29 protein-coding genes are annotated in these 26514 nt (G+C 42.4%); 16 read left to right on the top strand and 13 right to left on the bottom strand.

Annotated features, from left to right (window positions below; all coding sequences use genetic code 11):
• Positions 1–789: 789 nt before the first annotated feature.
• Together V7K56_RS18775 and V7K56_RS18770 are read right to left on the bottom strand one after the other, a co-directional pair.
• Positions 790–1137, bottom strand: a complete 348-nt coding sequence (locus tag V7K56_RS18775; RefSeq protein WP_322727986.1) for a carbon dioxide-concentrating mechanism protein CcmK — start codon at positions 1135–1137, stop codon at positions 790–792.
• Positions 1138–1219: 82 nt separating this feature from the next.
• Positions 1220–1531 (bottom strand): BMC domain-containing protein, encoded by a 312-nt coding sequence (locus tag V7K56_RS18770; RefSeq protein WP_334912390.1) that lies wholly within the window; start codon positions 1529–1531, stop codon positions 1220–1222.
• A 273-nt stretch (positions 1532–1804) separates the two neighbouring features.
• Between V7K56_RS18770 and V7K56_RS18765 the strand changes: the two genes are divergently transcribed.
• Complete coding sequence (locus tag V7K56_RS18765) at positions 1805–2692, top strand: alpha/beta fold hydrolase (protein ID WP_334912388.1); 888 nt, start codon at positions 1805–1807, stop codon at positions 2690–2692.
• A gap of 32 nt (positions 2693–2724) precedes the next feature.
• Here the strand turns inward: V7K56_RS18765 and V7K56_RS18760 are convergent, their stop codons facing one another.
• From V7K56_RS18760 to V7K56_RS18750, 3 genes are all read right to left on the bottom strand, one after another.
• Positions 2725–2925 carry a tautomerase family protein gene (locus V7K56_RS18760; RefSeq protein ID WP_334912505.1) on the bottom strand — a complete coding sequence of 67 codons (201 nt, stop codon included), beginning with the start codon at positions 2923–2925 and terminating at the stop codon, positions 2725–2727.
• A 218-nt stretch (positions 2926–3143) separates the two neighbouring features.
• On the bottom strand, positions 3144–3773 hold the full coding sequence (locus V7K56_RS18755; RefSeq protein WP_334912386.1) for a hypothetical protein: 630 nt from the start codon (positions 3771–3773) through the stop codon (positions 3144–3146).
• A gap of 2 nt (positions 3774–3775) precedes the next feature.
• Positions 3776–4408, bottom strand: coding sequence for a ParA family protein (locus V7K56_RS18750; protein ID WP_334912503.1), 633 nt, complete (start codon positions 4406–4408; stop codon positions 3776–3778).
• 308 nt (positions 4409–4716) lie between these two features.
• Here V7K56_RS18750 and V7K56_RS18745 point away from each other — a divergent pair, with 308 nt between their 5' ends.
• Positions 4717–6099, top strand: a complete 1383-nt coding sequence (locus V7K56_RS18745) for a cytochrome P450 (protein ID WP_334912384.1) — start codon at positions 4717–4719, stop codon at positions 6097–6099.
• Between the two features lie 265 nt (positions 6100–6364).
• Here the strand turns inward: V7K56_RS18745 and V7K56_RS18740 are convergent, their stop codons facing one another.
• On the bottom strand, positions 6365–6538 hold the full coding sequence (locus V7K56_RS18740) for a hypothetical protein (protein ID WP_334912382.1): 174 nt from the start codon (positions 6536–6538) through the stop codon (positions 6365–6367).
• Positions 6539–6708: 170 nt separating this feature from the next.
• Between V7K56_RS18740 and V7K56_RS18735 the strand changes: the two genes are divergently transcribed.
• From V7K56_RS18735 to V7K56_RS18720, 4 genes are all read left to right on the top strand, one after another.
• Positions 6709–9480 carry a tetratricopeptide repeat protein gene (locus V7K56_RS18735; protein ID WP_334912380.1) on the top strand — a complete coding sequence of 924 codons (2772 nt, stop codon included), beginning with the start codon at positions 6709–6711 and terminating at the stop codon, positions 9478–9480.
• 386 nt (positions 9481–9866) lie between these two features.
• Complete coding sequence (locus tag V7K56_RS18730) at positions 9867–10124, top strand: hypothetical protein (RefSeq protein ID WP_334912378.1); 258 nt, start codon at positions 9867–9869, stop codon at positions 10122–10124.
• Positions 10112–10360: a hypothetical protein gene (locus tag V7K56_RS18725; RefSeq protein ID WP_334912376.1), complete on the top strand. Its 249-nt coding sequence runs from the start codon at positions 10112–10114 to the stop codon at positions 10358–10360. The genes V7K56_RS18730 and V7K56_RS18725 overlap by 13 nt, the downstream gene beginning before the upstream one ends.
• A gap of 76 nt (positions 10361–10436) precedes the next feature.
• A complete protein-coding gene (locus V7K56_RS18720) occupies positions 10437–10559 on the top strand; it encodes a hypothetical protein (RefSeq protein WP_334912374.1) in 123 nt (40 codons plus the stop codon).
• Positions 10560–10658: 99 nt separating this feature from the next.
• On the opposite strand, the gene ccmS is transcribed toward V7K56_RS18720, so the two are convergent.
• Together ccmS and V7K56_RS18710 are read right to left on the bottom strand one after the other, a co-directional pair.
• Positions 10659–11087, bottom strand: a complete 429-nt coding sequence (gene ccmS / locus V7K56_RS18715) for a beta-carboxysome assembly chaperone CcmS (protein ID WP_334912372.1) — start codon at positions 11085–11087, stop codon at positions 10659–10661.
• 159 nt (positions 11088–11246) lie between these two features.
• A complete protein-coding gene (locus tag V7K56_RS18710) occupies positions 11247–13055 on the bottom strand; it encodes an ABC transporter ATP-binding protein (protein ID WP_334912369.1) in 1809 nt (602 codons plus the stop codon).
• 90 nt (positions 13056–13145) lie between these two features.
• On the opposite strand from V7K56_RS18710, the gene V7K56_RS18705 reads away from it, so the two are divergent.
• The 4 genes from V7K56_RS18705 to V7K56_RS18690 all read left to right on the top strand — a co-directional run bounded on the left by V7K56_RS18705 (position 13146) and on the right by V7K56_RS18690 (position 16868).
• The gene (locus V7K56_RS18705; protein ID WP_334912367.1) at positions 13146–13289 is read left to right on the top strand and encodes a hypothetical protein; all 144 of its coding nucleotides are present in this window, start codon (positions 13146–13148) and stop codon (positions 13287–13289) included.
• Positions 13290–13321: 32 nt separating this feature from the next.
• On the top strand, positions 13322–14170 hold the full coding sequence (locus V7K56_RS18700; protein WP_334912365.1) for a prohibitin family protein: 849 nt from the start codon (positions 13322–13324) through the stop codon (positions 14168–14170).
• 284 nt (positions 14171–14454) lie between these two features.
• The gene (locus V7K56_RS18695; protein WP_334912363.1) at positions 14455–14871 is read left to right on the top strand and encodes a DUF1824 family protein; all 417 of its coding nucleotides are present in this window, start codon (positions 14455–14457) and stop codon (positions 14869–14871) included.
• Between the two features lie 71 nt (positions 14872–14942).
• Positions 14943–16868 carry an ABC-F family ATP-binding cassette domain-containing protein gene (locus tag V7K56_RS18690; RefSeq protein ID WP_334912362.1) on the top strand — a complete coding sequence of 642 codons (1926 nt, stop codon included), beginning with the start codon at positions 14943–14945 and terminating at the stop codon, positions 16866–16868.
• Positions 16869–16983: 115 nt separating this feature from the next.
• Here the strand turns inward: V7K56_RS18690 and V7K56_RS18685 are convergent, their stop codons facing one another.
• Entirely contained in the window at positions 16984–17268 is a 285-nt protein-coding gene (locus V7K56_RS18685; protein ID WP_334854477.1) for a peptidase, read from the bottom strand.
• 580 nt (positions 17269–17848) lie between these two features.
• On the opposite strand from V7K56_RS18685, the gene V7K56_RS18680 reads away from it, so the two are divergent.
• The 3 genes from V7K56_RS18680 (at position 17849) to V7K56_RS18670 (ending at position 23120) form a co-directional block, all read left to right on the top strand.
• Positions 17849–18307, top strand: a complete 459-nt coding sequence (locus tag V7K56_RS18680) for a DUF4363 domain-containing protein (RefSeq protein ID WP_334912361.1) — start codon at positions 17849–17851, stop codon at positions 18305–18307.
• 236 nt (positions 18308–18543) lie between these two features.
• Entirely contained in the window at positions 18544–18927 is a 384-nt protein-coding gene (locus tag V7K56_RS18675) for a toll/interleukin-1 receptor domain-containing protein (RefSeq protein WP_334912360.1), read from the top strand.
• On the top strand, positions 18924–23120 hold the full coding sequence (locus V7K56_RS18670; RefSeq protein WP_334912359.1) for an NB-ARC domain-containing protein: 4197 nt from the start codon (positions 18924–18926) through the stop codon (positions 23118–23120). The genes V7K56_RS18675 and V7K56_RS18670 overlap by 4 nt, the downstream gene beginning before the upstream one ends.
• Before the next feature lie 117 nt (positions 23121–23237).
• Here V7K56_RS18670 and V7K56_RS18665 read toward each other — a convergent pair whose 3' ends face one another.
• The 4 genes from V7K56_RS18665 to V7K56_RS18650 all read right to left on the bottom strand — a co-directional run bounded on the left by V7K56_RS18665 (position 23238) and on the right by V7K56_RS18650 (position 24182).
• Positions 23238–23390 carry an antitoxin gene (locus tag V7K56_RS18665; protein ID WP_334912358.1) on the bottom strand — a complete coding sequence of 51 codons (153 nt, stop codon included), beginning with the start codon at positions 23388–23390 and terminating at the stop codon, positions 23238–23240.
• Between the two features lie 133 nt (positions 23391–23523).
• Positions 23524–23655, bottom strand: coding sequence for a hypothetical protein (locus V7K56_RS18660; protein ID WP_334912357.1), 132 nt, complete (start codon positions 23653–23655; stop codon positions 23524–23526).
• Between the two features lie 15 nt (positions 23656–23670).
• On the bottom strand, positions 23671–23892 hold the full coding sequence (locus V7K56_RS18655) for a DUF5615 family PIN-like protein (protein ID WP_334912356.1): 222 nt from the start codon (positions 23890–23892) through the stop codon (positions 23671–23673).
• The gene (locus V7K56_RS18650) at positions 23889–24182 is read right to left on the bottom strand and encodes a DUF433 domain-containing protein (protein ID WP_334912355.1); all 294 of its coding nucleotides are present in this window, start codon (positions 24180–24182) and stop codon (positions 23889–23891) included. Before V7K56_RS18650 ends, V7K56_RS18655 begins: the two co-directional genes overlap by 4 nt.
• 88 nt (positions 24183–24270) lie before the next feature.
• Between V7K56_RS18650 and V7K56_RS18645 the strand changes: the two genes are divergently transcribed.
• From V7K56_RS18645 to V7K56_RS18635, 3 genes are all read left to right on the top strand, one after another.
• Positions 24271–24711, top strand: a complete 441-nt coding sequence (locus V7K56_RS18645; protein ID WP_334912354.1) for a hypothetical protein — start codon at positions 24271–24273, stop codon at positions 24709–24711.
• 142 nt (positions 24712–24853) lie between these two features.
• Entirely contained in the window at positions 24854–25249 is a 396-nt protein-coding gene (locus V7K56_RS18640; RefSeq protein WP_334912353.1) for a hypothetical protein, read from the top strand.
• A gap of 175 nt (positions 25250–25424) precedes the next feature.
• Positions 25425–26483 carry a BMP family protein gene (locus V7K56_RS18635; RefSeq protein ID WP_334912352.1) on the top strand — a complete coding sequence of 353 codons (1059 nt, stop codon included), beginning with the start codon at positions 25425–25427 and terminating at the stop codon, positions 26481–26483.
• The last annotated feature ends 31 nt before the right edge of the window (positions 26484–26514 follow it).

Below are 26514 nucleotides of genomic sequence, written 5' to 3'. Positions count from 1 at the left end.
AGACGTTATTCCACCCGTATAAGTTTCAACCCTCTACAACCCTTTACGTAGTAAGATATTTAGTTAAATCTAAATATTCTTGGTATAGCAAAGTGCTGTTAGCGTCAGCGGGGCGTTTAGCCCGTGCTGAGTAAAAACCCAGTTTTGTCAAGGCTTTGAGGGATCAATACTGTCCTAACATTAGTGACTACGGCTATATTAATGAGAATTTGCCCTAGAAGATTTCCCAACGCCTCTGATAAGTTGACTTAATTCCCTGCTTTTTAAAGAGGATCGCACCTTGGCTGAATCGTATTAAGTCACATTTTCTGATATTTGTTGGTTTTATTAAGTGTATATATGGTAATTAGCGTTTTCAAAGGTTGTTTGGTAAGTAAGTTGTATAAAATATTAGATAAATACTATCGCTATAGCGTGTAATTAGTCTTAGTATCCTATGTAACGATGTCTACGACGGGCTATGCCTACGCTATTCTAGATAGTAGGAATTGATAGGCAAATTTCTCTTTTTTTAAACTAGCTTCAGTCACAATTACACTTTCAATGTTACTAAGTTCTTCTTAAAGCTTTTAGATTCCTAAAAATGAATAGTCAACAGTCAATATTGGTTTTGACTATTGACTTTGACTGTTGCTTTCCTTCTGCCTCAAAATTCAACTTATGCAAAATCTAAAAACAGAGGGAATGTAATCTTCTAAAGTTTTAATAGTCAGAAGCCTGACAAAAAACTTCTCTTTAAATTCATTTATGGGAATTTTTTGTTTTGAATTTCCCCACAGGAGGTTAAATCTATCGATTGTTCGATCTAACAATGGGATTTTCTACAGATTCTCGATACCCTTGGACTTGTTCTGTATAAGCAATTGGTAGAACAGCTTCAACGTTTTCATGAGGACGAGGAATAATCACCCAAGATTCAAGTGTACCGCCATAAACATTTTCTGCGGCTTCAACACCGGCAGCCATAGCGGTTTTTACTTCAGAAACATCGCCACGAATATTAACTGTAAAGCGAGCGCTACCCACTCTGATATAACCAACGAGGGTAACTCGACCAGCTTTTACCATAGCATCTGCTGCTGCTAGCACCGCAGGAAAACCTTTAGTTTCAAGTGCTCCAACTGCCTGTAATGACATTATTAATCTCCTGTATGAATAAACTGGGGGCTACAAATTAATTGTACGAAGCTTCGCTACAGATAATGAATAGCAAAATTGCTTAGAAGATGCGGAAAGGTTCTGATTCTTCAGTGAAATGGATTGGTAATATGGTTTCGACATTTTTTGGAGGATTAGGAATGATGTAGTAGGTAATTACTGTACCAACCTTTACTTCCTCTCCAGCTGCGATTCCGGCTTCAACAGCTCTATTTACTTCAGAAACTTGTCCCCGAACGGCGACTAACAAGCGAGCGCTTTCCGCTTGACCATAATACACAATTGTGACTTCGGCAGCTTTGACCATTGCATCTGCTGCTGCTAACACACTCGGAAAACCTAAAGTTTCAATTACGCCAACCGCCATTGGCATGGCATTAGCTCCTGGATTAAGGGATAAGCGATTTTAATTGTACGTGGGTTTAGTCCCCATTTTGACATTTTGGAAAACTTTCTTTGATGCCATATTTTTTGGGGGGTGGAGACGTGATTAATCGCGTCTTTTGGGAGTTAGAATATTTTGATAACTCACTGGTTTATGTTTTATATATTATAAATAATACCTCAGCATCTTAGATTGTGTAAGTTTATTGTTTAACAAAATCAGTTATGCGTGGAAGCAAGCTAGTACGACAAACTAAAATTTATGTTTCCGAATTTTCTTCCTACAGCAGTTGGGCAACTCACAGAACCTACTTCGATCACACTAGCTCGGAGTATTCAAACAACTGCGATCGCTACTCCTTTAACTAATCAAGCAGTTACCACAACATTTGTCAAGCAAGGGTGTGGTGGAACCCCGATTTTATTAATTCACGGCTTTGACAGTTCTGTATTAGAATTTCGGCGGCTTTTGCCACTACTTTCTAAAGATAATGAAACTTGGGCAGTGGATTTGTTGGGTTTTGGGTTTACAGATAGACTCTCAGGAATTGCCTATAGCCCAACTGCGATTAAAACCCATCTTTATTATTTCTGGAAAAGTCTAATTAACCAACCTGTGATTTTGGTGGGCGCTTCGATGGGGGGTGCGACGGCGATTGATTTTACACTGGCTTACCCAGAAACAGTCAAAAAGCTGGTGTTAATTGATAGTGCGGGATTGGCGGGTGGTTCGCTATTGAGCAAATTCATGTTTCCCCCATTAGATTATTTAGCAACTCAGTTTTTGAGTAATCTGAAGGTGCGCGATCGCGTTTCCCGCATTGGATATAAAAATCAAACTCTTGCCTCTATCGATGCTTTATATTGTGGGGCATTACACTTACAAATGCCGAGTTGGCATCAAGCTCTGATTTCTTTCACTAAAAGTGGTGGTTACAGTGCTTTTAGATTTGAAATAATATCACAAATTGTACAACAAACACTAATTTTATGGGGCGATTCTGATAAAATTTTGGGTACTGAAGATGCCATAAGATTTAAAAGGGCAATTCCACACAGTACTCTTACTTGGATTCAAGATTGTGGTCATCTCCCACATTTGGAACAACCACAAATCACTGCGCAGCATATTTTAGACTTTCGAGTTTAAACATACCCTAACTCTCAATAAACTCCAAAGATTTAGACTTGCACTTGGTAATTTAGGTTTAATTCATCTCCTGTTGTTCCCCGGATACCCCAGTTGTGTTTTAGGGTTTCTGTAATCGTGATTTCTATATCTACAGGTGCAATTGCAACTTGTTCGGATAAGCGGAAAAACAACAACTTAATTAGTTTCTTTTTCGTTTCAATAGTGCGTTCCTCAAACATACTAATCTCAATGATGATGTATTTCTCTGAACGTCCTACGGGGTAGATGAAATCATCAGGTTCAAGAGGAAAGGAACCGATAGGCGCGCTTGTCTTGAGGATATACTAAAGCTTCAACAACACAATCATGAATTGCGTCAGAAATGGCACTGCGAGAATGACGGATAAATGAAGCAGTGCCATAGATTTTGATTTGTACAATTAACCTTTACCTAACTGATTAACTGACTCTAATCAAGTAACCACATCTCATTAGAACTATCAGGATACTCATTTGGTTGATTTTGAGGTTGATTTTGAGCTAGTGTTTCCGATGACCGATGTGATTTTTTGTAGGTAAGTGGATTGTAGTGGTCTTTTACTGGTTTGATCGCGCTACTTTCTTTGACAACAAGTTTAGATTTTTCTGCTGCTTTTTGTTCTGCTTGTTGTTTGAAAGCATTCATTTCTTCTATCAGTTGGGAATTGGCTTCTGCAAGTTGCAGTGCTGTTTTTTTGGTTTCATCAAGTTCTTTTGTTAGCTGTTCTAGTAATGATTTTTGTTCTGATGCAAAGGTTTTTTGTTTAGATAATTTTGATTGCAAATCAGCAATTTCTTGTACAAGAGATGCTTCTTTTTTGTGGCTTGTTTCTAAACTACTTGTCAATTCTTTGACAGTTGCTTCTAAATCAGCTTTAGTGGGACTTGTGCGTTTAGTAGAAGTTGGCTCAAGTGTTTGTGCTGACGATTCCTCATCAGATGAAGCCTGTTCTGCGGCAATTTTTTCGGCTGTAACTTCGATCGCAGATTCACCTTCTGGGGGTGTAAATTTTTGCGCCTCTTCTTGTAGTAAATCAGAGAGACTTTGTTTCCTAGCCATTCTTATTTTCTCCAATCACGCTGTAATTCATCAGCTGCACGGCGGTAGTCTAATTCCGCCTCCCGTGCATTTCCTCCTCGCCATTGAGTAATCGCTACACCTTCTAGTGCTGCTCGTTCATGAGCTTTATAGGCACGGATAAAGGTATTACAAGTAGGAATACCTAAGCGAGTCAAAGTGTTTTTTGCTTCTTGTGCTTCCCCCAGACTGCGCGTATCGACTTTGGTGAGCAATACCCGATGGGGGGTTCCCACTGGGATGACGGCTTCCTTGACTGTTTCCACGAGGATTGCTAAATCCATTGCGGCTGGGGGTGTAGGCAAAACTAGATAATCTGCGATCGCAACTACCGCCACTAATGCTTCAGAGCGTAGCGCGGGAGGTGTATCTACCACTACTAAATCGTAACCTGTTATCTTTGCTAAATCACCTAAAAGTGTGGGATCTGTTTCTTGAGATAAATCAAATCCCATTCCCTGCTGACTGCGCCCAAACCACCAACTGGCAGAACCTTGAATATCTGCATCAATCAGCAGTACCTTTTTTTTCTTCGCAAAGTTTGCAGCTAGATTGACTGCGGTAGTCGTTTTACCGACTCCTCCTTTACCGTTGAGAATAGCGATGATTTTTGGCACTACTTGCTTCCGATGCTGCCTTTTGAATGCTGAGTTAGGAGGAGCCAGTGCGTTGCGGGGGTTCCCCCCGTTGAAGCAACTGGCGTTGCTGAGTGCTGAGTTAAAAGTAGAGACGCGATTAATCGCGTCTGTACAAGAGCGATTAATCGCGTCTGTACAAGAGTTATTATTATCCTCTTTGTCTTCTTTTTCAGTCCCCAGTTTCCAGTCCCTAGTCCCCAATGATGAATATAGCGCTTTCTGTAACCTTAAATAACATGAAAAGTCGTAACAATAAAATTCAGAAGCCATTAACTCCACAAAATTTTATGACAACAACTTACAATTTGCCTGATGGCCCCCAAATGCCGCGCTGGCTAAGGATGATCAAGTTTATTAGTCAGCCACTGAAATATGTGGATGATTTTGCCCAAACCTACGGTGACACTTTCACGATCAGGAGTAATCGCTCGGATAACCATCTAGTATATTTTAGTCAACCCCAAGCGCTTGAGCAGATTTTTACTGCTGATTCCAGGCATTTTGAGGTTGGCAAGGGGAACATAGGACTAAAATTTTTACTTGGCGATCGCTCCTTTATGTTATCAGATGGCGATCGCCACCAGCGCCAACGGCAATTATTAGCTCCTCCCTTTCATGGCGAAAGAATGCGGGCTTATGGCAAAGAAATTCGGGAAATAACTCGACAAGTGAGTAATGAATGGCAAATTGGTAAGCCTTTTAATATCCGTAGGTCGATGCAAGAAATCACCTTGCGTGTTATTCTCCGGGTTGTATTTGGTTTGCATGAAGGACAGCTATTTGAGGAACTGAGGCGATCGCTAAGTGATTTACTAGATTTCATCAATTCGCCCGTAATGTCCAGCGCCTTCTTCTTCCAATTCATCCAAAAAGATTTTGGTGCACGGAGTCCTTGGGGTTGGATTCTGCAACAACGGCAAAAAATCGATCAACTTATTTATGCTTTGCTTCGAGAACGTCGGGCCCAACTCGATCAAAATCGCCAAGATATCTTAAGTTTGATGATGGCGGCTCGTTATGACGATGGTCAAGGGATGTCAGATGAAGAATTACACGACGAGTTAATGACCCTGCTAGTTGCGGGACATGAAACTACCGCTTCGGCATTGACATGGGCTTTTTATTGGATTGACCATTTACCAGAGGTGCGTGAGAAGTTGCTAAAGGAACTCAACACCATTGGAGTTAACTCCGATTTGAGTAGTGTGGCTAAATTGCCGTATTTGACAGCTGTTTGCCAAGAAACATTGCGAATTTACCCAATTGCCATGACTGCTTTTGTGCGGATTGTGAAGAACCCAATTACAATTATGGGCTACGAACTGCGAGAGGGAACGGCAATAGTCCCCAGTATTTATTTAGCGCATCATCGCCAAGAAGTTTACCCACAATCCAAGCAGTTCAAACCAGAACGCTTTTTAGGAAGACAATATTCACCTTATGAATATTTACCCTTTGGCGGCGGTAATCGTCGCTGTATTGGCATGGCATTTGCCCAGTATGAAATGAAAATTGTCTTGGCAACTGTTTTGTCAGAATTTCAAGTTTCGCTAGTGAATAAACGTCCCGTGCGTCCTGTGCGCCGTGGGTTAACTTTAGCTGCACCAGCCGGAATGCGGATGGTTGCAACACCTCAAGTAAAACGTGCAAATACACCAACGTTAGTTTAGGCAACTAGGGTGGGCATTTTAATCCCCACCTTACTATGGGGTAATAACTAGTCATCAAAATCTATGACTACTTTGCGGATATTACCTTCCATATCAGTAATCAGTTCTTGAGCAAAAGGGTATTTATCAGCCTGCATTTGGGTTGTGATTTTGGTAGTCATACTATGAGTTTAGCGTTAGTAGCTGCCCACATCCCCGACTTCTTGAAGAAGTCAGGGATCTAAATCCAGGTTAAGTAAGTGACATTCCACCCTACATATTACTTTTACTTCAAATCATCCTCGTTTGTCTCCTGTGGTTCCAGCAATTCCCAAATTAGAAAGGCAATTTCAATGAAAATACCTGAACCTGGAATTAACCACTCTGCAATTAAGGGAATCACAAATAGTAAAATTGTCACCAGCTTTTTAATATTGTTAGATTTCGTTGCCTTTTGCATTTGTTTCACCTTAAATACTGAGGCAACGGTAAATTTGGGGTAGTACGTGAAAGCAAATACTGTTGTTTGTTGGCTGTAATAGGTGAATACCCGGAGATTTGAGTTTGGGGATGCTAGATTAAGTTTGGGGATTCTCCAAACTTTGTTGCAAATTTGAGTAAAAGTAACCGATGGCACGTTTTAGCTATGGCGATGATGTCAAAGAGCGGGTAAGGCGGCTATTAGAAAGGTTGTTGGCTTATGCCAATGATGAGATAGAAAACAGCGAACTTTCTCAAATTCCCCTAAATTGGGAAACGCCGAAGCAAGTAATAGTAAGAACACAGCTAAGAGTTCTGGCAGAACTTAGCGATTTAAACACAGAACAAGTCCGAGACTCACTAAATGCACTTGCTAAGTTTTTGGGTGTTCTGGAAGATTTGCGCGAACATCCGCGAGGCTCGGCAGATTGGCATTTTAAGCTGACGCTTTGGTGTGACAAAGGCGATAAAGATGGGAATTTGAGAAAATTTGATGCAGAATGGCAACGCTTTAGAGAAGAATTACCCGGTGTGCAGCGTGCTGAAGCGAGAAAAGCTAAACCTAAGCCGACGTTTTACGAAAATATTCCCTTAAGTGGGGTAATGGAATTTGTGGGACGTGATGACGAACTGCAAAGTCTCCACCAACGTTTGCAGGAAAATGAACAAGTGGCTATAGCTGCTGTTGCTGGCATGGGTGGAGTTGGTAAAACAGAACTTGCCCTACAATATGCCAGGAATCACCGCGAAACTTATAAGGGTGGAATTTGCTGGTTGCTGGCAAAATCTGCTGATGTGGGCATTCAAGTTGTGCAGTTTGCCAGAACTCATCTTGATTTTAACCCACCAGAAGGTTTGGATGTCTTCGCCCAAGTGCAATACTGCTTTCGGCATTGGCGTGAGGGCGATGTGCTGCTAGTTTTAGACGATGTTGGAGAATATCAGCAGGTTAAGCCTTATTTACCTTCGTCATCTTCCCGATTTAAAGTATTGATTACCACGCGCCAATATTTAGGAGCATCTATTCAGCAATTATCCTTGGATGTATTGCAACCAGAAGCGGCACTGGAGTTATTAAAGTCATTTTTTAAAGAAACACCACAGCGAATTGAGCAAGAATTAGCTGTTGCAAATCAGTTGTGTGAGTGGTTAGGATATTTGCCTTTGGGTTTGGAATTAGTGGGGCGATATCTCAAGCGCAAACAAGACCTCTCTTTAACAGAAATGTTGCGACGGTTAGAGAAAAAGCGATTAGAACAACCCGCCTTGGATAAACCAGAAGGCGACATGACAGCACAACGGGGTGTGTTAGCAGCCTTTGAGTTGAGTTGGCAAGAATTAAACGACGATGATAAGCAGTTGGGCTGTTTATTAAGTTTATTTGCTGCTGCGCCTATATCTTGGGATTTGGTAGAACAGTGTTTAACTGAGGAAGATGAGGAAGAGTTAGAGGAAATTCGGGATGATAAGTTATTGAATTTGCATTTACTCCAGCGTAAAGATGAGGGAGTTTACCAATTGCATCCACTGTTGCGCGAGTTTTTCCAATATCAGCTTACAGGTTTAGAACAGGCAGAGGAATTTAAGCGATCGCTTTGCGGGGTAATAGTAGAAGTTGCTAAGAAGATTCCTGATTCTCCCACCCTTGAGCAAATCACCGATGTTACCCCGGTAATACCTCATTTGGCTGAAGTAGCGAATCATCTGATTCAATACGTCAGCGATGATGATTTACTTTGGCCTTTTGTCGGTAACGCTTGGTTATATCATGGCCAAGGTTTATATAACCAAGCTTTACCCTGGTATGAACAATGTCTAAAAATCACTAAAAAGCGCTTGGGAGAAGAACATCCACATGTCGCCACTAGCCTCAACAACCTAGCAGAACTCTACCGTTCCCAAGGCAGATACAGCGAAGCCGAACCCCTTTACCAACATGCTTTGGCACTTAGGCGTCAACTCCTGGGAGAAGAACATCCAAATGTCGCCACTAGCCTCAATGACCTTACGTTGCTCTACAACTCTCAAGGCAGATACAGCGAAGCCGAACCCCTTTGTATCGAAGCTTTAGCACTCAGGCGCAAGCTGCTAGGAGAAGAACATACAGATGTTGCTGCTAGCCTCAACAACCTCGCGTTGCTCTACAACTCCCAAGGCAGATACAGCGAAGCCGAACACCTTTACATCCAAGCTTTGGCACTCAGCCGCAAGCTGCTGGGAGAAGAACATCCAGATGTCGCAATTTGCCTCAACAGCCTAGCAGCACTCTACTACTCTCAAGGTAGATACGGTGAAGCCGAACATCTTTACATCCAAGCTTTGGCACTCAGGCGCAAGCTGCTGGGAGAGGAACATCCATCTGTCGCCACTATCCTCAACAACCTAGCAGAACTCTACCGTTCCCAAGGTAGATACAGCGAAGCCGAACCCCTTTACATCCAAGCTTTGGCACTCAAGCGCAAGCTGCTAGGAGAGGAACATCCATCTGTCGCCACTAGCCTCAACAATCTAGCGGTACTCTACCGTTCCCAAGGTAGATACAGCGAAGCCGAACCCCTTTACATCCAAGCTTTGGCGCTCTGGCGCAAGCTGCTGGGAGAAGAACATCCAGATGTCGCTGCTAGCCTTAACAACTTAGCATATCTCTACGACTCTCAAGGCAGATATGGCGAAGCCGAACCCCTTTACATCCAAGCTTTGACACTTAGGCGTCAGCTGCTGGGAGAAAAACATCCATTATTTGCCCTTAGTCTCAACAATCTGGCAAAACTCTACTACTTGCAAGAACTTTATGTAGAAGCTGAACCGTTGTATCTGCAAGCATTAGAGATTTTTGAGCAACAGTTAGGGGTGAATCATCCTTGGACTGTTAAGTGTGGTGAGAATTTAGCAGATTTGCGCGATCGCCTCTCTTCACAATAGCAAAATTCAAGTTCCCAACCTCATCAATCAAGCTTTGATCTCCAAGTTTCCTGTTCTGAACTCAAAGTTTCATGTTTCAAACAAGAACGTTTCTGTTTCAAGTGAGAACGTTCCTGTTTTAAACGAGAATATTCTTGTTCCAAGTGAGAACGTTCCTGTTTCAAATAAGAATGTTTTTGCTCCGAGTGAGAACGTTCCTGTTCTGAGGTGGAATGATGGTGTTCTGAGGGCGATCGCTCTACCTAAATTGTAGAATGATGTGCGATCACCTTTGATAGTTGAGATATGGTTGCGCTCGCAATCGCTTTTTGAGCCACAATGGATAACGATAGGGAGTCCATAGAACAAACAATAGCTAAAAAGAAACCAAATCAGGAGAAGGCTTGATGCAATCAGCATTACGCATAGAAACTAAAGTGTTACCAGGCAACAAAATTGAAATCACTTTGCCTGACGATACACTCTCAACCTCTGTAGGACAAACTATTGAGGTAATTGTCCTGATACCAGAGCAAAAAACGACACTAGAAGGACAATCGATTATGCACCTGCTTGAAGAAATCCACAAACAGCGTCCTGTTGGCAGAAGTGTAGAAGAAATCAATCGAGACCTCGAAGCAGAACGAGATGCATGGGACAACTAATTCTGCCAAATGCTGCTCGTGTATACATCGATACGGTAACAGTTATTTACGCAGTCGAACAGACCCCGACTTATGGGGTGTTGCTGAATACCTTATGGAATAGTCTTCAGGCGAGAACCCTTGAAGTCTTTAGCAGTGAACTAACTCTGATGGAAACCTTAGTTGTGCCACTGAGAAACTCGGATACATTTCTGGTTGATGCTTATGAGCGATTACTGCGATCACCTCAAATGTAGTTGATTCCAATAAGTCAGACCATCTTGCGTGAAGCAGCAAGGCTACGTGCAAGCACACCTTCTTTGAGAACACCTGATGCCCATTCATATTGCGACTGCTACAACATCTGGCTGTACTCAGTTTCTCAGCAACGATCGACAACTGAGGACAGCCACAAACTTGCCGATTGTGATTCTAGATGAGGTGCTGAGATCGTGAGCGATCGCTTTAATTTAGTTAAAAAGATCAACACAGCGAGCGGTATAAATAGAGTCTTTTCTCTGCGTTCCTTTGTGCTTACCTTTGCGTTCTTTTGCGTTAAAAAACAATCTCCTCCCTCATCCGCTGTTCCAGCACATCCAATAACCCATCCACATCCTTACCAGCTTGCTCAAAACAAATCGGTGGTGCTGGTTCCGGTGCAAACTGAATTAACTTAATTTCCCCCTTCCCAATCCCAATCATTACAACTTCCACTTCCGGCTTGTGATTCTCGACAATTCCCAAAATTTCCTGAAGCCGATTTTCAACCTTATTATTTAAATTCTCTATCTGCTCTTTCGGACAATAAACAAAATGCGGCGTTGGTTGCAAATCAATACCAACAGTACCCTGACTGTCACCATTTGCTAACCACAATCCCCAAAACAGCGCCGCCAATTCTTGCTGATTTGCTTTGACAAACTTATCCAACTGGCGACGCCATTTGTTATCACCTGATTCTGGTTGACTATTACCAAAAAACATAAATAATTCGTAATGAAGACACAGTTAACAATTCAAAATTCAAAATTCAAAATTCAAAATTAAAGACATTTTGATTCGGAGGTTTAAACCTCGACTCAAAATATGCTACAACTTGACGTAGGGGTCTTAAACCCTTGAATGTACAATAATAGGCGAAATTTATCTTAAGCCTGACTGTACACGCCAGAGGCCGGAATAAATACCGTCTTTCTCTAGCAATTGCTCATGGGTTCCCGACTCTACTAATTTCCCATGTTCCATGACATAAATGCAATCGGCATTGCGAATAGTGGAAAGACGATGAGCGATCGCAATTGTAGTTCTATCGACTGTAATCCGTTCTAGCGATCGCTGGATTGCTGCTTCTGTCTCATTATCTACTGCCGAGGTTGCTTCATCTAAAATCAGAATCGGGGGATTTTTGAGAACTGCACGAGCGATCGCAATCCGTTGTCTTTGTCCACCAGATAACTTTTGTCCTCTTTCTCCGACAGTTGTCTCATAACCTTGGGGCAATTGAATAATAAATTCGTGCGCCTCGGCTATCTTCGCCGCCGTAATAATTTCTTGCTCTGTAGTCTCAAAGCTACCATAAGCAATATTCTCCGCTACAGTGCCATGAAATAGAAAGACATCTTGACTCACCAAACCGATGCAGCGGCGTAAATCTTGTAAATTCAAACTTTGCAAATCAATGCCATCGAGAGTAATGCTTCCAGCTTGCACCTCATACAACCGCAATAAAAGTTTGACTAAAGTACTTTTACCAGAACCAGTTGAACCGACAATCGCAATGGTTTTTCCTGCCGGAACATCCAAAGACAAATTTTTAATTACTGCAAATCTATCTTTATAGGCAAAATAAATATTTTTAAATTGCACTTCACCGCGCACTTCAGCCACAGGTAACGCCACATTACCTGTATGAATGGCGATCGGAGTATCCAATAAATTCATAACTCGATTAGTAGAAGCCATTGCCCTTTGATATTGGTCAAATGTTTCGCCTAATCTAGTTAAAGGCCACAGCAAACGCTGAATTAAAAACACTAATACGCTGTAAGTACCTACAGACATTGCTCCAGAAACCGCGGCCATCCCGCCATATAAAAGTAATGCCGTGAAACCCACCAAAATTAGCATCCGAATTAGCGGCACAAAAGCAGCAGAAAGAGTAATTGCTTTCCAATTACTGCGGCGATAAGCGTCACTATCTAATTCCAAACGATAGGCTTCATAAGCTTCAGCCGTAAAGCTTTTAATAGTAGTAATTCCACTGATATTGTTTGACAAACGCGAATTGAGAAAACCTACCTTTTCGCGAACATTAGCGTAGCGAGGCGCAAGTAGTCGTTGGTAAGCAAAAGAACCCCAAAGGATAAATGGCATCGGTGACAAAGCCATCCACGCTACACTAGGAGCCAAAATAAAGAAAGCAGCGCCAATAATTAGAACAGTTGCGGAAACTTGGATGATATCATTCGCTCCTCCATCCAAAAACCGCTCTAATTGGTTAATATCATCACTGAGGATAGACATTAAACCGCCAGTACTGCGTTCTTCAAAATAAGCCAATTCCAAGTCTTGCAAATGTTTGTATGCATCCAAACGCAAGTCATGCTGAATATTCTGAGCCAAATTTCGCCAAAGTCGAGCGTAGGCGTACTCAAAAACCGATTCTAATATCCAAATGATCACAGTGAGCAAGGAAATAATCAAAAATTGTCCAAAGACATCGCGTACTCCTAACTGTGCAATTATGGAATCCTGTTGCTTGACTACCACATCCACTGCCACACCAATTAAGCCAGGTGGTGCTAAATCGAAAAATTTATTGAGGATAGAATAAATAGTTGCCAGCCAAATTTGTTTACGATACTGGTGTCCATACTCCAGCAAACGCAGGAGAGGATACGTTGAATGTTTACGCCTTCTTGATGTCCGATGAGATTTAAATGCAGTAGCCACGGCTTTTTGCGGTTTCGTGTGACTGATATTACCACGGAACAAAGTCTTGAGTCCTAAGTCCTGAGTCTGAAGATTGATTCAGACAGACTAATGAGAAACTTAAACTATGGGGATTGGGGACTGGGAGACAAGGGAACAAGGGAAATAACCATGCCCAATGATGGCAGTTGCTTCAAGTCGGGAAACCCGCCCAACGCACAGCCTCCCCAATACCCAATGCCCAATGCCCAATGACCAATGACTGACTCAATATTGGAGAGAGGAATTTGAAAAATCAGCAATTGGGTAATTGGCAAACCACAGTTTTGGGAATTGTGTTAGCAATACTAATGATTATCGGGCTAAATTCCTTTATCATTATTAACCCAGGACAAGCAGGAGTAATCAGCATTTTGGGTAAAGCAAGAGATGGCGCTTTATTGGAAGGTATTCACCTGAAACCGCCTTTTATCACTGTGATAGATGTGTATGATTTGACGGTGCAAAAATTTGAAGTACCAGCAGAAAGTTCCACTAAAGATTTGCAAAATTTATCTGCGAGATTTGCAATTAATTTTCGCCTCGATCCGATAAAGGTAGTTGAAGTTAGAAGGAAGCAAGGAACATTAGCCAATATTATATCAAAAATCATTGCGCCCCAAACACAAGAAGCATTTAAAATTGCCGCAGCTAGAAGAACAGTAGAAGAAGCGATTACCAAAAGAAGTGAATTGAAAGAAGACTTTGATAATGCCTTAGGCGATCGCTTAGATAAATATGGGATAATTGTGTTAGATACTAGCGTAGTTGATTTAACATTCTCGCCAGAATTTGCTAGAGCAGTCGAAGAAAAACAAATTGCTGAACAACGGGCGCAAAGAGCAGTTTACGTAGCACGTGAAGCTGAACAAGAAGCCCAAGCAGACATTAATCGTGCCAAAGGTAGGGCAGAAGCTCAAAGACTCTTAGCAGAGACACTCAAAGCCCAAGGAGGACAGTTGGTTCTCCAAAAAGAAGCAATTGAAGCTTGGAAGACTGGCGGCGCTCAGATGCCCAAAGTCCTCGTTATGGGTAATGACTCAAAAAATGGCGTACCTTTCATATTCAACCTTGGGAATGTCCAAAATCAACCGTAAAAGGGAAGTGGTGATGAGATAACAGGGTCTAAAGTTATGGAATTTGCTCTAACCTCAGACAAATTTTAAGATACGTTGGACTATTCTCAATTCAAAATCTAAAATTCAAAATGGTATAAGTTGGGCTAGTACCGCAAGGCGGAAGTCAAAAGTCAAAAGTCAAAAGTCAAAAGAATTGTATTTCGGGCTTTTGTGCCATTTTGAATGGTCTGTTTATTTACGCCGTTCTGTACTAGTGCCAACTCAAACACCACAGAAAACCAACCAAATAATAGCCGAAGTTTATGTCAACCCCCAATTCTCAAAATCTCACTGTTGAAGAAGCGAAGAAATTATTGAACAAATTCAACTGTCTAGACATTGCCCCTATTCTCAACCCATCAGAAAAAGTAGTAATTCGTAATGCTTTAATTTTGCTCACCAAGCTTACTGATTACCAAATTTTAGGAATTTGTGCTGATACAGCAGAAGAAGGAATATTGGCGATGAAAACCTATTCTCTGGCTTTGGGTTATGAACCACCAAATAATTTACTTACACCCGAAGGGCCAGTTTATATCAAATTAAATGGTAAAAATGGCTTGTGTTATCTTGATTCCTATGATGGACATCATCGTGGTGTATTAGTATCTTGCCAGTCTTATGACGAAGATGGAATCAACGAAATGTATGGACACCTTCCCTTGGACTTATTTGTATAAATTCGGCGAATGTAGGTAAGGTATGAGCCTTGCCTACTTACTAGCGAAAAATAATTAATGACTTCAATCTTATGAGTATTATTACACTACAATCAGTAAAAAAGGACTTTGGCATCAAGGAAATTTTAAAAGATGCTAACTTTAGCCTTGATGCTACTGATAAAGTTGGATTAATTGGTACTAATGGCTCTGGTAAATCAACTCTATTAAAAATGATCGCTGGGTTAGAATCCATTGATAGCGGTCAAATTTTAATCAACTCTGGTTCTAAAATTATCTACTTACCGCAGCAGCCAGATTTAGATGAAAATCACACAGTTTTAGAGCAAGTTTTCGCTGACAGTGGCGAACATACATCTTTGGTGCGTGAGTATGAAGAACTTTCTGATAAATTGGTTCACTATCCAGATGATAGTCAACTGATGTCTCGCCTTTCTGTGGTGATGCAACGGATGGATACGACTGGTGCTTGGGAACTAGAAACTAATGCCAAAATCATTCTTACAAAATTAGGAATTTCTAACTTTGATGCCAAGATAAGTACTTTATCTGGAGGCTATCGCAAGCGCATTGCTTTAGCATCAGCTTTGCTATCAGAACCAGATGTTTTGCTCATGGATGAACCGACAAACCATCTTGATGCTCTTTCTGTAGAATGGTTACAAAGTTATTTAAATCGCTATCGCGGCGCACTTTTTCTGATCACTCACGATCGCTACTTTTTAGATCGCGTTACCAATCGGATTATTGAAATCGACCGAGGCGATATTTACACCTATACAGGTAACTATTCATATTACCTTGAAAAGAAAGCTTTAGCTGAAGAATCTGCTGTAAGTAGTCAACGTAAACACCAAAACTTGTTGCGCCGCGAGTTGGAATGGCTCAAAAAAGGGCCAAAAGCCAGAAGTACCAAGCAAAAAGCTAGAATTGACCGCGCTTACGCTCTGCGGGATACTGAATTTAAACAAGTTCAGGGTAAAGTTGATATTTCGACAGTTGGTCGTCGCATTGGGAAAAAAGTTATTGAATTAGATAACATTTCTAAGGCATACAATGGACGCACTCTGATTAAGAATTTTACCTACGAATTTAGTCCAGAAGACCGCATCGGCATTATTGGCGCTAACGGTGCTGGTAAATCCACTTTAATGGATATAATCACTGGACGAGTTGAGCCAGATACCGGCATTGCAGAAATTGGTACTACAGTTCACATCGGTTATTTTGACCAGCATTCGGAAGAATTGCTCACAGCATTGAACGAAAATCAGCGCGTGATTGACTACATCAAAGAAGAAGGAGAATTTGTCAAAATTACCGATGGTACTCAAATTACTGCTTCGCAAATGTTGGAGCGGTTTTTGTTTCCTGGTAATCAGCAGTATGCCCCAATTCATAAACTTTCTGGTGGGGAAAAACGTCGTTTATTTTTATTGCGGGTTTTAATGAGTGCGCCCAATGTCTTGATTTTAGATGAACCGACAAACGATTTAGATGTCCAGACATTGGCAGTATTAGAGGATTATTTAGAAGATTTTGTTGGGTGTGTAATTGTAGTTTCTCACGATCGCTACTTTCTTGATCGCACCATCGATACAATATTTTCCTTTGAGGAAGGCGGTAATCTCCGGCAATATCCAGGTAATTACTCGATTTATCTCGACTATAAAAAGGCTGAAGAGGCACAGCAACAAGCTACTACTAAGGAGAAGCCAAAAAATGCCGAAGTCCAAAATGGTGCAGCTTCAGCCAAGGATGGAGAGAATACCAAGCGGCGCAGGTTATCCAATTGGGAGAAAAAGGAATTTGAGCAGTTGGAAAGTAAAATTGCCGAGTTAGAGGCTGAGAAAGCAGAAACCGAGAAAACACTAGCGAATGTCTCACCGGGGAATTATAGCCAAGTGCAGAAACTCTATAATCAGGTGGAAAATCTTAAGCAAGCGATCGATGTGGCGACTGAAAGGTGGTTAGAATTAGCTGAAAAGGAGGCTTAAGTTTAGGATTAGCTATTGTATCGGCTCGCTAGAACTGATTGAGGAGATATTACTGTCACCAGTGAAGTTGGTGTTGGTAGCTGCTTTCGGGTACGTTTACCATTAGCTTTTTAGTTTAATTATTAGGGTTTTGCCGAGTCCTTTTACCAAATAAACCAGACATATTTAATCCTGTCAACAACAATCCTAGAAGTCCTAATCCGTTTAAAACTGGGTAGATTCCTTCCAAATGAAAGATTTCGCCTGTATGGATACTTAAGAGAAAGCTAGCTGGAACTCCTATACTCAAAGACCACTCGCGGACAAATGTTGTTAATATCCCAGTCAGCACAGTTAACATAAGTGGCACAGATAGGATGATACCAAGGATACGATGATACTTACGAAATGAACGTTTCATGGTAGTTCTCCGGTCAGTAGAAACTTTTTACACTGTAGGCTCAATATCACCTGAAATGCAAATTAGATGAGAAAAATCGAAGTCAGCAATTAGTGTAAAGAGTCTTGATAGACTCTGTTTTGAAGGTAAACCACAGCCAGTAAAAAACTCGGAAAGAGAAAATATCAGTTCTTTCCGAGTTTTTTACCTTGATAGCTTTAATATTTGAATGGCAAAAATATTAGGTAATTAGGACTTACGCACTGTACAAACGAGTCATCTTGTGTATTAACGTAAAGACCTTGTTTCAGGCTTTTATAAAACCCCTTTGTTGGTTGCGATCGCTTGGTGAGGAATAGAAAAATCAAGTTAGAAGCGCTGAAAATCATACCTGCTATTTTGACTTTTCTGTCAATGCGTAAGTCCTAGTAATATTTTTGTTCATAGTCAGCGCCAAATATGAACACTAGTACAGGTAGGTGAAAATAAACCTACTATTCAAAATTGCTAACAAGCCCAAAAATTAATTAAAGCTTTTTGACTTTTGATTTTTACTTTGCGGTATTATTCTACACAAACGAGTTTTGATGAGGAGTTTAAAATGAATCGTTTTAATCCAGTACTGATAGTTGCTGCAATCAGCCTAATGACTTTGGTTGGATGCAATAAGGGTGAAGAACCTACTGCACAGACAACACCTGCTGGGAGTTCTATCTCTGATACCACACCCACACCTGCTGCGACAACCAGCCCTAATGCAGTAGCCGCTCCCACTACAACAACGGGATTTCAAGCTTTACAGGGTGTTGTTACCAATACTAAGACCGCAGTTCAGGGGGGAAATTTTACCAAAGCTAAAGGGGAATTTGATAAATTTGAGGATTCATGGTCAAAAGTTGAGGATGGAGTTAAAGCTAAATCTCCTAGTGGCTACAAAACAATTGAAGATAAAGCTGATGAGATCAAGGCAGGACTTAAAGCCTCTACACCAAATAAACAAAAAATTCTCACAGCTTTAGAGGTTCTCAACAAGAATGTCACTAGTGTAGCCAAGCCTTAAGAGCTAAATACATAAATTGAGTATTTGTTGGCTAGTTTGCTAGTAAGCAATCTCGTTTCCAGCCTCTGGCTAGAAATGCTCTCTCATTGCGGCTCTACCGCAAGTCTTGAGGCGGAGCCTCAAAAACAGGCATTCCCAGTCGGAGACTGGGAACGAGACAACCCTCATGTAGAGACGCGATTTATCGCGTCTAATAAATTTGTTAAATTAATATCATTCAAGTCGATAATTTAACCATGCCCAATGTCTTCATCAGTCATCGTAAAAGTGATGCTCAACAAGCTGAACAGCTGGCGAATGAATTAGGTGATGCTGGGCATGAAGTATGGTTTGATGAATGGAAGATAGACATAGGAGATTCGATTGTTGAGCGTGTTGACCAAGGGCTAGAAGGATCTAAGTATTTAGTGCTGTGTTACTCCTCCTCTAATATGTCGCCTTGGGTAAACCGTGAGTGGATGTCAGTGTTAGCTCGACAATTGGCAGGACACCAAGTAAAGATATTGCCAATTTTGCTCACAGGTGGAGAACTGCCTGCTATTCTAGCTGATATCAAGTATGCAGATTTAGTTCAAGACTGGTCAAAAGGAGTATCTGAACTGCTGCGGGCAATAAAATGAGTGATAAAAACTGGCAAGTTTACATTGCCCACGCTAACGGAGAAGAAGATTTAGCAGAAAAATTGGCAAAACCCATCCGTGAGGCTGGCTATGAGGTAATACATCGCGGAACTGTCATGGTAGGGCAGTCTTTCACCGAGGAAGTCTCAAAAATTCTGAGTGCTGGCGGGGCAGTGGTATTGTGTGGAACTAGTAGAGCATTGGGAACCCGTTGGGCATCCCAGATTGTTAACGCAGCCAGACAGCAGACTTCTGGTAAACAAACGCGAGTTTTTTGTATCCAAATGGAACAGGAGGCGGATGTAGGGAGATTGAGCTTTGATGAATGTATTGCTCTTTATTGGCAAAACCCTGCAAAAGCAATTGAGGATTTGATTGCTGCACTCAAAAAGCACTATCCCCTTAATCCCCTTAATACTAATATTGCTCATTCTGCTTACCGCCCCCTGCAAGCGCCACCTTTACCTGCACACTTTGTAGAACGCCCAGAGTACAGCGATGATTTAAAAACTCGTCTTTTAAATGGTTCATCGTCTGATAGTCGCACTTTGGTAATTACTGCGATTCACGGTTTGGGTTCGGTGGGCAAATCTACTTTAGCTGCGGCTTTAGCCCATAATGCAGAAATACAATCTCGTTTTTGTGATGGCATTCTTTGGGCAACATTAGGTCAACAACCCAATGTACTTTCTTTACTTAGTGGTTGGGTGCAAGCATTAAGAGACTATAGCTTTAAACCTACCAGTGTAGAAGCAACTTCTAGCCATTTGCGGACTCTGCTTTATGACAAAGCTGTGCTGCTGGTGGTGGATGATGCGTGGAATACAAAAGATGCGTCAGTATTTAATGTTGGCGGGGTGCGGTGTCAGGTTTTAGTGACTACTCGTGAAGGGGCAATTGCTGACGCATTAGGAGCCAACACCTACAGTCTGGATATAATGAAACCAGACCAGGCAATGGAATTGCTGACGAAGAAGTTAGGACGGGAGATTACAGGTGTAGAGTATCAGTCAGCAGAAAAGTTAGCTAAAGGCGTTGGTTATCTCCCCTTAGCATTAGAACTAGCAGCAGCACAAGTTGTGGATGGTAGAAGTTGGGCAGTCTTGTTACGAGATATTCAACAAGAAATTGCTCGGTTAAAATCATTGGATAGACCAGGGGCAAAAGATACTACTGATGAAGCAAGTTTAAAACGCCTCAGCTTAACTGCATCTTTGAACTTGAGCATAAAGCGATTGGTACAAGAGGACAAAGAATACTTTACTTGGTTGGGGGTGTTACCTGAAGATGTAAGTATTACTCCTAAAATGACGGCAACACTTTGGGATATTGCAGATGAGCGCGATGCCTCTGATTCATTAAAAGATTTACAAAGTAAAGCCCTGTTATTACTTGGTGTTCCTCTTACTGATGGTACGCCTACCTATCGGTTACATGACTTATTTCACGATTTAGCGCGGAACTTGTTAACTGCTCCACTACAGCCAAAGTATCGGGGTGATTTACTAGGACTAGGTATATCTCTTGCTGATGCTCACGCTATTTTGTTGGAGAAATATCGGCAGAAAACCCAAAATAATTTATGGCATACCTTGCTTAATGATGGTTACATTCATCAGCATTTAGTTTGGCATTTAGATAAAGCTGGACAGGTAGGAGAGATTCACCAGTTATTACGGGAAGAGTCGGCAAGTGGGAATAATGGCTGGTATGAAGTGCGAGAGAAACTAGGAGAAACCGCAGGTTACATTACAGATATTTCTCGTGCTTGGGAATTAGTAGAGGTAAATTGGACTGAAGCAACCTTGCCGCAGGTTGTGGGTTTGCAGTGTTGCTATGCTTTTATTACGGCTTCTCTTAATAGTTTGGCAGCTAATTTACCAGTAGAACTGCTGGTGGCGTTGGTCAAAAACAATGTGTGGAGTCCTGAACAAGGACTAGCTTACGCTCTGCAAAAACCAGAGCCAAAGGAAAAAGCGGAAGCTCTTACAGAGTTAGTCAACTATTTGCCGCCAAATTTAGAAAAACTGGCACTGTCAGAAGCATTCGCCGCCTCTAGGGCGATTCAGTCTGAGTGGTATCGCGCCCAAGCCTTGAGTGCATTAGCCGACAAACTGCCTGCCGAGTTGTTACCACAAGCTTTGGAAGTGGTGCGGGCGATTCAGTCTGAGAGGTATCGTGCCCAAGCCTTGAGTGCATTAGCCGACAAATTGCCCGAAGTGTTGCCACAAGCCCTGGAGGCGGCGCGGGCGATTCAGTCTGAGTTGTATCGCGCCCAAGCCCTGAGTGCATTAGCCGACAAACTGCCCAATGTGTTGCCACAAGCCCTGGAGGCGACACGGGCGATTCAAGATGAGAGGTATCGCGCCCAAGTCCTGAGTGCATTAGCCGACAAACTACCTGCCGAGTTGTTGCCACAAGCCCTAGAGGCAGCGCGAGCGATTGAGTCTGAGTTGTATCGCGCCCAAGCCCTGAGTGCATTAGCTGACAAACTGCCCAATGTGTTGCCACAAGTCCTAGAGGCAGCGCGGGCAATTCAGGATGAGTATTTTTGTGCCCAAATCCTGAGTGCATTAGCTGACAAACTGCCCAATGTGTTGCCACAAGCCCTAGAGGCAGCGCGGGCAATTCAGGATAAGTATTTTCGCGCCCAAACCCTGAGTGTATTAGCCGACAAACTACCCAATGTGCTGCCACAAGCCCTGGAAGCGGCGTGGGCGATTGAGTCTGAGAAGTATCGCGCCCAAGCCCTAAGTGCATTAGCCAACAAACTGCCCGCCGAGTTGTTGCCACAAGCTTTGCAGGCGGCGCGGGCGATTCAGTCTGAGAGGTATCGTGCCCAAGCCTTGAGTGCATTAGCCAACAAACTGCCTGATGTGTTGCCACAAGCCCTAGAGGCGGCACGGGCGATTCAAGATGAGAGGTATCGTACCCAAGTTCTGAGTGCATTAGCCGACAAACTGCCCGCCGAGTTGTTGCCACAAGCCCTAGAGGCAGCGCGGGCGATTCTATCTGAGGAGTATCGCGCCCAAGTCCTGAGTGCATTAGCCGACAAATTGCCTGCCGAGTTGTTACCACAAGCTTTGGAGGCGGCGCGGGCGATTCGAGATGAGAGGTATCGCGCCCAAGCCTTGAGTGCATTAGCCAACAAACTGCCCGCCGAGTTGTTGCCACAAGCTTTGGAGGCGGCGTGGGCGATTCGAGATGAGAGGTATCGCGCCCAAGCCCTGAGTGCATTAGCCGACAAACTGCCCGAGTTGTTGCCACAAGCTTTGGAGGCGGCGCGGGCGATTCGAGATGAGAGGTATCGCGCCCAAGCCCTGAGTGCATTAGCCGACAAACTGCCCGAGTTGTTGTCACAAGCCCTAGAGGCGGCGTGGGCGATTCGAGATGAGAAGTATCGTGCCCAAGCCCTGAGTGCATTAGCCGACAAACTGCCCGAGTTGTTGCCACAAGCCCTAGAGGCAGCGCGGGCGATTCGAGATGAGAGGTATCGCGCCCAAGCCTTGAGTGCATTAGCCAACAAACTGCCCGCCGAGTTGTTGCCACAAGCCCTAGAGGCGGCGCGGGCGATTCGAGATGAGGAGTATCGCGCCCAAGCCTTGAGTGCATTAGCCAACAAACTGCCCGCCGAGTTGTTGCCACAAGCCCTAGAGGCGGCGTGGGCGATTCGAGATGAGAGGTATCGCGTCCAAGCCCTGAGTGCATTAGCCGACAAACTGCCCGAGTTGTTGCCACAAGCTTTGGAGGCGGCGTGGGCGATTCGAGATGAGAGGTATCGCGCCCAAGCCCTGAGTGCATTAGCCGACAAACTTCCCGCCGAGTTGTTGCCACAAGCCCTAGAGGCGGCGTGGGCGATTCAGTCTGAGGAGTATCGCGTCCAAGCCCTGAGTGCATTAGCCAACAAACTGCCTAATGTGTTGCCACAAGCCCTGGAGGTGGCGCGGGCGATTGAGTCTGAGGAGGATCGCGCCCAAGCCCTAAGTGCATTAGCTCGCAGTTTGTCACAAATGCCACTTTCTCAGCTTTTTCCGCTATGGGAAAATACACTGCATCAGCTATCCCTTCACACTCGTCCTAATTTGCTGTCAGATATCAAGGCATTGTTTCCAGTTATCTTTGCATTAGGTGGCGAAGCAGCAACGGCAGAACTTGCCCGCGCTATTATAAATGTAGGGCAATGGTGGCGATGATTTAACAGTTATCAGTTTGTTAAACATCACCTAATTTACAACTACTCAACCCAATTCTCTAACAACAGCGCTGAATGCCAGGTATCGAATTTACAAACTCTCTCTGATGTCCATGAGTTAGCGATCGCAATTAGTCATAAAATCATCACAGAAATTGTCTAGACTGTCGATGAGCGATCGCCAAGGGTTATCTTTGGCAATGAGAGCGATCGCGTTACCAATTTTTTTAATATAGACTTCTGTGCCAGTAAGATGAAAATCTTCGGGCAAAACAACAACTTGGTGAGTGCCATCAGTGCTGAGTTTAGCGGTGTTTACAATATTACTTTTATTCTGTTGCAGTTGCTCATCGTTAAACTATAGCGCTTCTCAGTTTTTAGCTCTAACCCAAGCGTATTGGATACTATTCTTCAATCCAATTACTCAAAAATTCTACCTGGTTTTGCATTTCTTCTGCTGACTTAGCTGCAATTAATCTCAAAATACCGCGCATTATTTCCCCCACTGAATAACGTTGCTGCTGTACCAAAATCATTCCTGCATGAGATTGTTATTTGGTCAAAAAATCAGTGTGCAAACGGTAGAAATCTCTGATATTAGAACTATATAAGACAAAACCTTGTTCAGTTGCCCACGTTAGCTGTTCTTCATCTGTATATCCCAGCCTATTCAAATTTAGACTTGTAATCACATCTACACCACGATTTTGTAGAGCCAGAACTAGAGAACGTGCAGTAGAATCCTCATCCATATACAAGCGAATTCGGCTCATGAAAGTTTTTGAGTTTTATGTAGTTTCTCTAATCTCTCAGCCTCATCTGCTTCTGCTGCAATGTCAGCGTCAATTTGGTCGCGGTTAGCATGATAATAAGCTAAAGCTGCATAAACCTGCGCTAAGGTCAGATGACTAATTTGATCTGCAATCTCTTCGGCGCTATAACCTTGTTTGTACCAGATTGCTATGCGCCTGACTGTCACCCCTGTACCAGCAATAATCGGACAACCGCCGTGTATTCCAGAATGATGATTAATCAGTGTGCCAATATCAGTAATAGTTGTCAAAACTTGTTCTCCAAGATTTTTTACATTATCTCTAATTTGAATTAGATTTGCCTAAACTGTGATCGCGATCGCCCTTCCATAAACTGCGATGCCTAGAAAGATTTTGCCTACGCACCAACATCTATCAACAACCCGCTTTGCGTCTACGTACTCCCTAACTTATATCAATTCAATTAATGATTGCAACACATCCTTGGGTAAAGACGCGATGAATCGCGTCTCTACAAATGGTCTATTTGTCGGATTCTTTTTTCAAATTGGTATTATGGGAGCAGCTTGGCAACTTATGGGAGCAGCTTGGCAACTTACGGGAGCAGCTTGGCAACTTATGGGAGTAGCTTCGCAACTTACGGGAGCAACTTCGCAACTTACGGGAGCAACTTCGCAACTTACGGGAGCAACTTCGCAACTTACGGGAGCAACTTCGCAACTTACGGGAGCAGCTTCGCAACTTACGGGAGCAGCTACACAACTTATGGGAGCAGTCTCCCTTAAAGTTTTCATAAAGCTTAGACAATTATCTCTATAAATACCAATATTTAATAATTAAATTCCGAAAAATTACTGCTATAGCTTGAAAAAATTATTACAAAAATTGTGAGTTTTGCTGAACCAAAATCCAGTTTAATTGAGGCAAGCTAGCTCTATAAGCATTTTAAAGGAGTAGTTTTATGTCTCGGAAAAAACGTACATCCCGTATTTTAGAAAAAGCTCAGTTAAGATCCGCCGGATTGAAATCGATTGTTCCAAGCGTCAAATTTGATGAAGATTATAGTTTGGAAAAACTAATTGAGTCAATCGAGCAGTTACGTAACAAAATTGATGTTTATAATACTGCTTTATCTGTGGTTGACTCTTCTAAAACTGAAATTGAAGAGATGGAAAAAAACTTAAGTCAGCTTTCTGAAAAAATGCTGATGGTGGTTGGGATCAAGTACGGCAAAGACAGCCGCGAATATGAGATGGCGGGTGGTGTTCGCTATAGCGATCGCATCCGCAAAATTAGGTCGAGTCGCTTGAAAAATGTTGCAGTTTTAGCATCTGATGAAGATGCTAAAACTGCATAAAATGCAGGATAAGGTAAGAGACGTGATGAATTCTCGTCTCTACAAAAGACTGATTGTTGTAGAGACGGCGATTTATCGCGTTTTTGAGAAATCTGGGAGAAACTGTTTCCAAAGTACCACCTACGACTTTAGAGTGTTGAAATAACTCAAATAGTTATCTGTTTAAAGGCGAGGTATGACAACAAATTTTAGTCGGCGTGAATTTATCTTGTTCGGTTCAGCAGGGTTTGGTACTAGTTTACTGCTGCAAGCTTGCAGTAATCAGCCGACGACACCAACAGCGACAACAACGGGTGGTACTGAAGGGTTTAAAATAGCGATCGCTCTCCCTGGAATAATTACCGATAAAGGCTGGAATCAATCTGGTTATGAAGGCATCAATCTCGCAAAACAAAAGCTAGGTGCTCAAACCGCCTATGTCGAAAAAGTAGCACAAGCAGATCAAACAGAAGTACTAACAGATTTTGCTCGTAAAGGCTACAATCTCATCTTCGCGCATGGTGGACAATTTGATGCTGCAATAGAACAAGTTGCCTCACAGTTTCCCAATACATTTTTTGTCGGAGTAAATGGTAATCTCAAGGCTGAGAATATTGCTTCTTTACGAATAGATCACCTACAAGCTAGTTATTTGTGTGGCATTATCGGTGCTTCTATCACTAAATCTAATAAATTAGCTTATATTGCTGGAGAGAAGTTTCCTGCAACCGAAGGAGAACTGCGGGGATTTGAATTAGGGGCAAAGTCTGTTAAACCAAATATCCAAATTACTTCTACTTTTACAGGTGATTGGAATGATGTTGCCAAAGCTAAAGAAGCGACTCTGGCATTAATTTCTTCTGGGGCTGATATCATCTATCAATGGTTAGATAATGCTTCAGCCACAGTCTTACAAACAGCAAGTGAAAAAGGAGTATATGCTTTTGGCAACACTAAGGATCAATTAGATGTTGCACCAAAAGCCGTCTTAACCAGCGCTGTCAAACGCTTAGATTTAGCCATAGCTTACATAGCAGAATTAGGCAAACAAAAACAAATAAAAGGACAAATATATACAATTGGGCTAGAAAGAACAGATATATTATTTTTAGGGAAGTTTGGGGCAATCATACCGGAAGCAGTCAAGCAAAAGGTATTAAATGCAAAGCAAGCAATTGTTAGTAAAAAAATCGTTTTTGAAGACTGTAAAGAGGCTGGTAAGGATACACGCTGCGTGAAAAAAGCAACAACATAGGTTTAACATACAGATACAGCATTTTGCATCT

This window comes from Nostoc sp. (genome assembly GCF_036917535.1).
Lineage (GTDB): Bacteria > Cyanobacteriota > Cyanobacteriia > Cyanobacteriales > Nostocaceae > Nostoc.
This window is presented reverse-complemented; position numbering and strand designations above follow the sequence as displayed.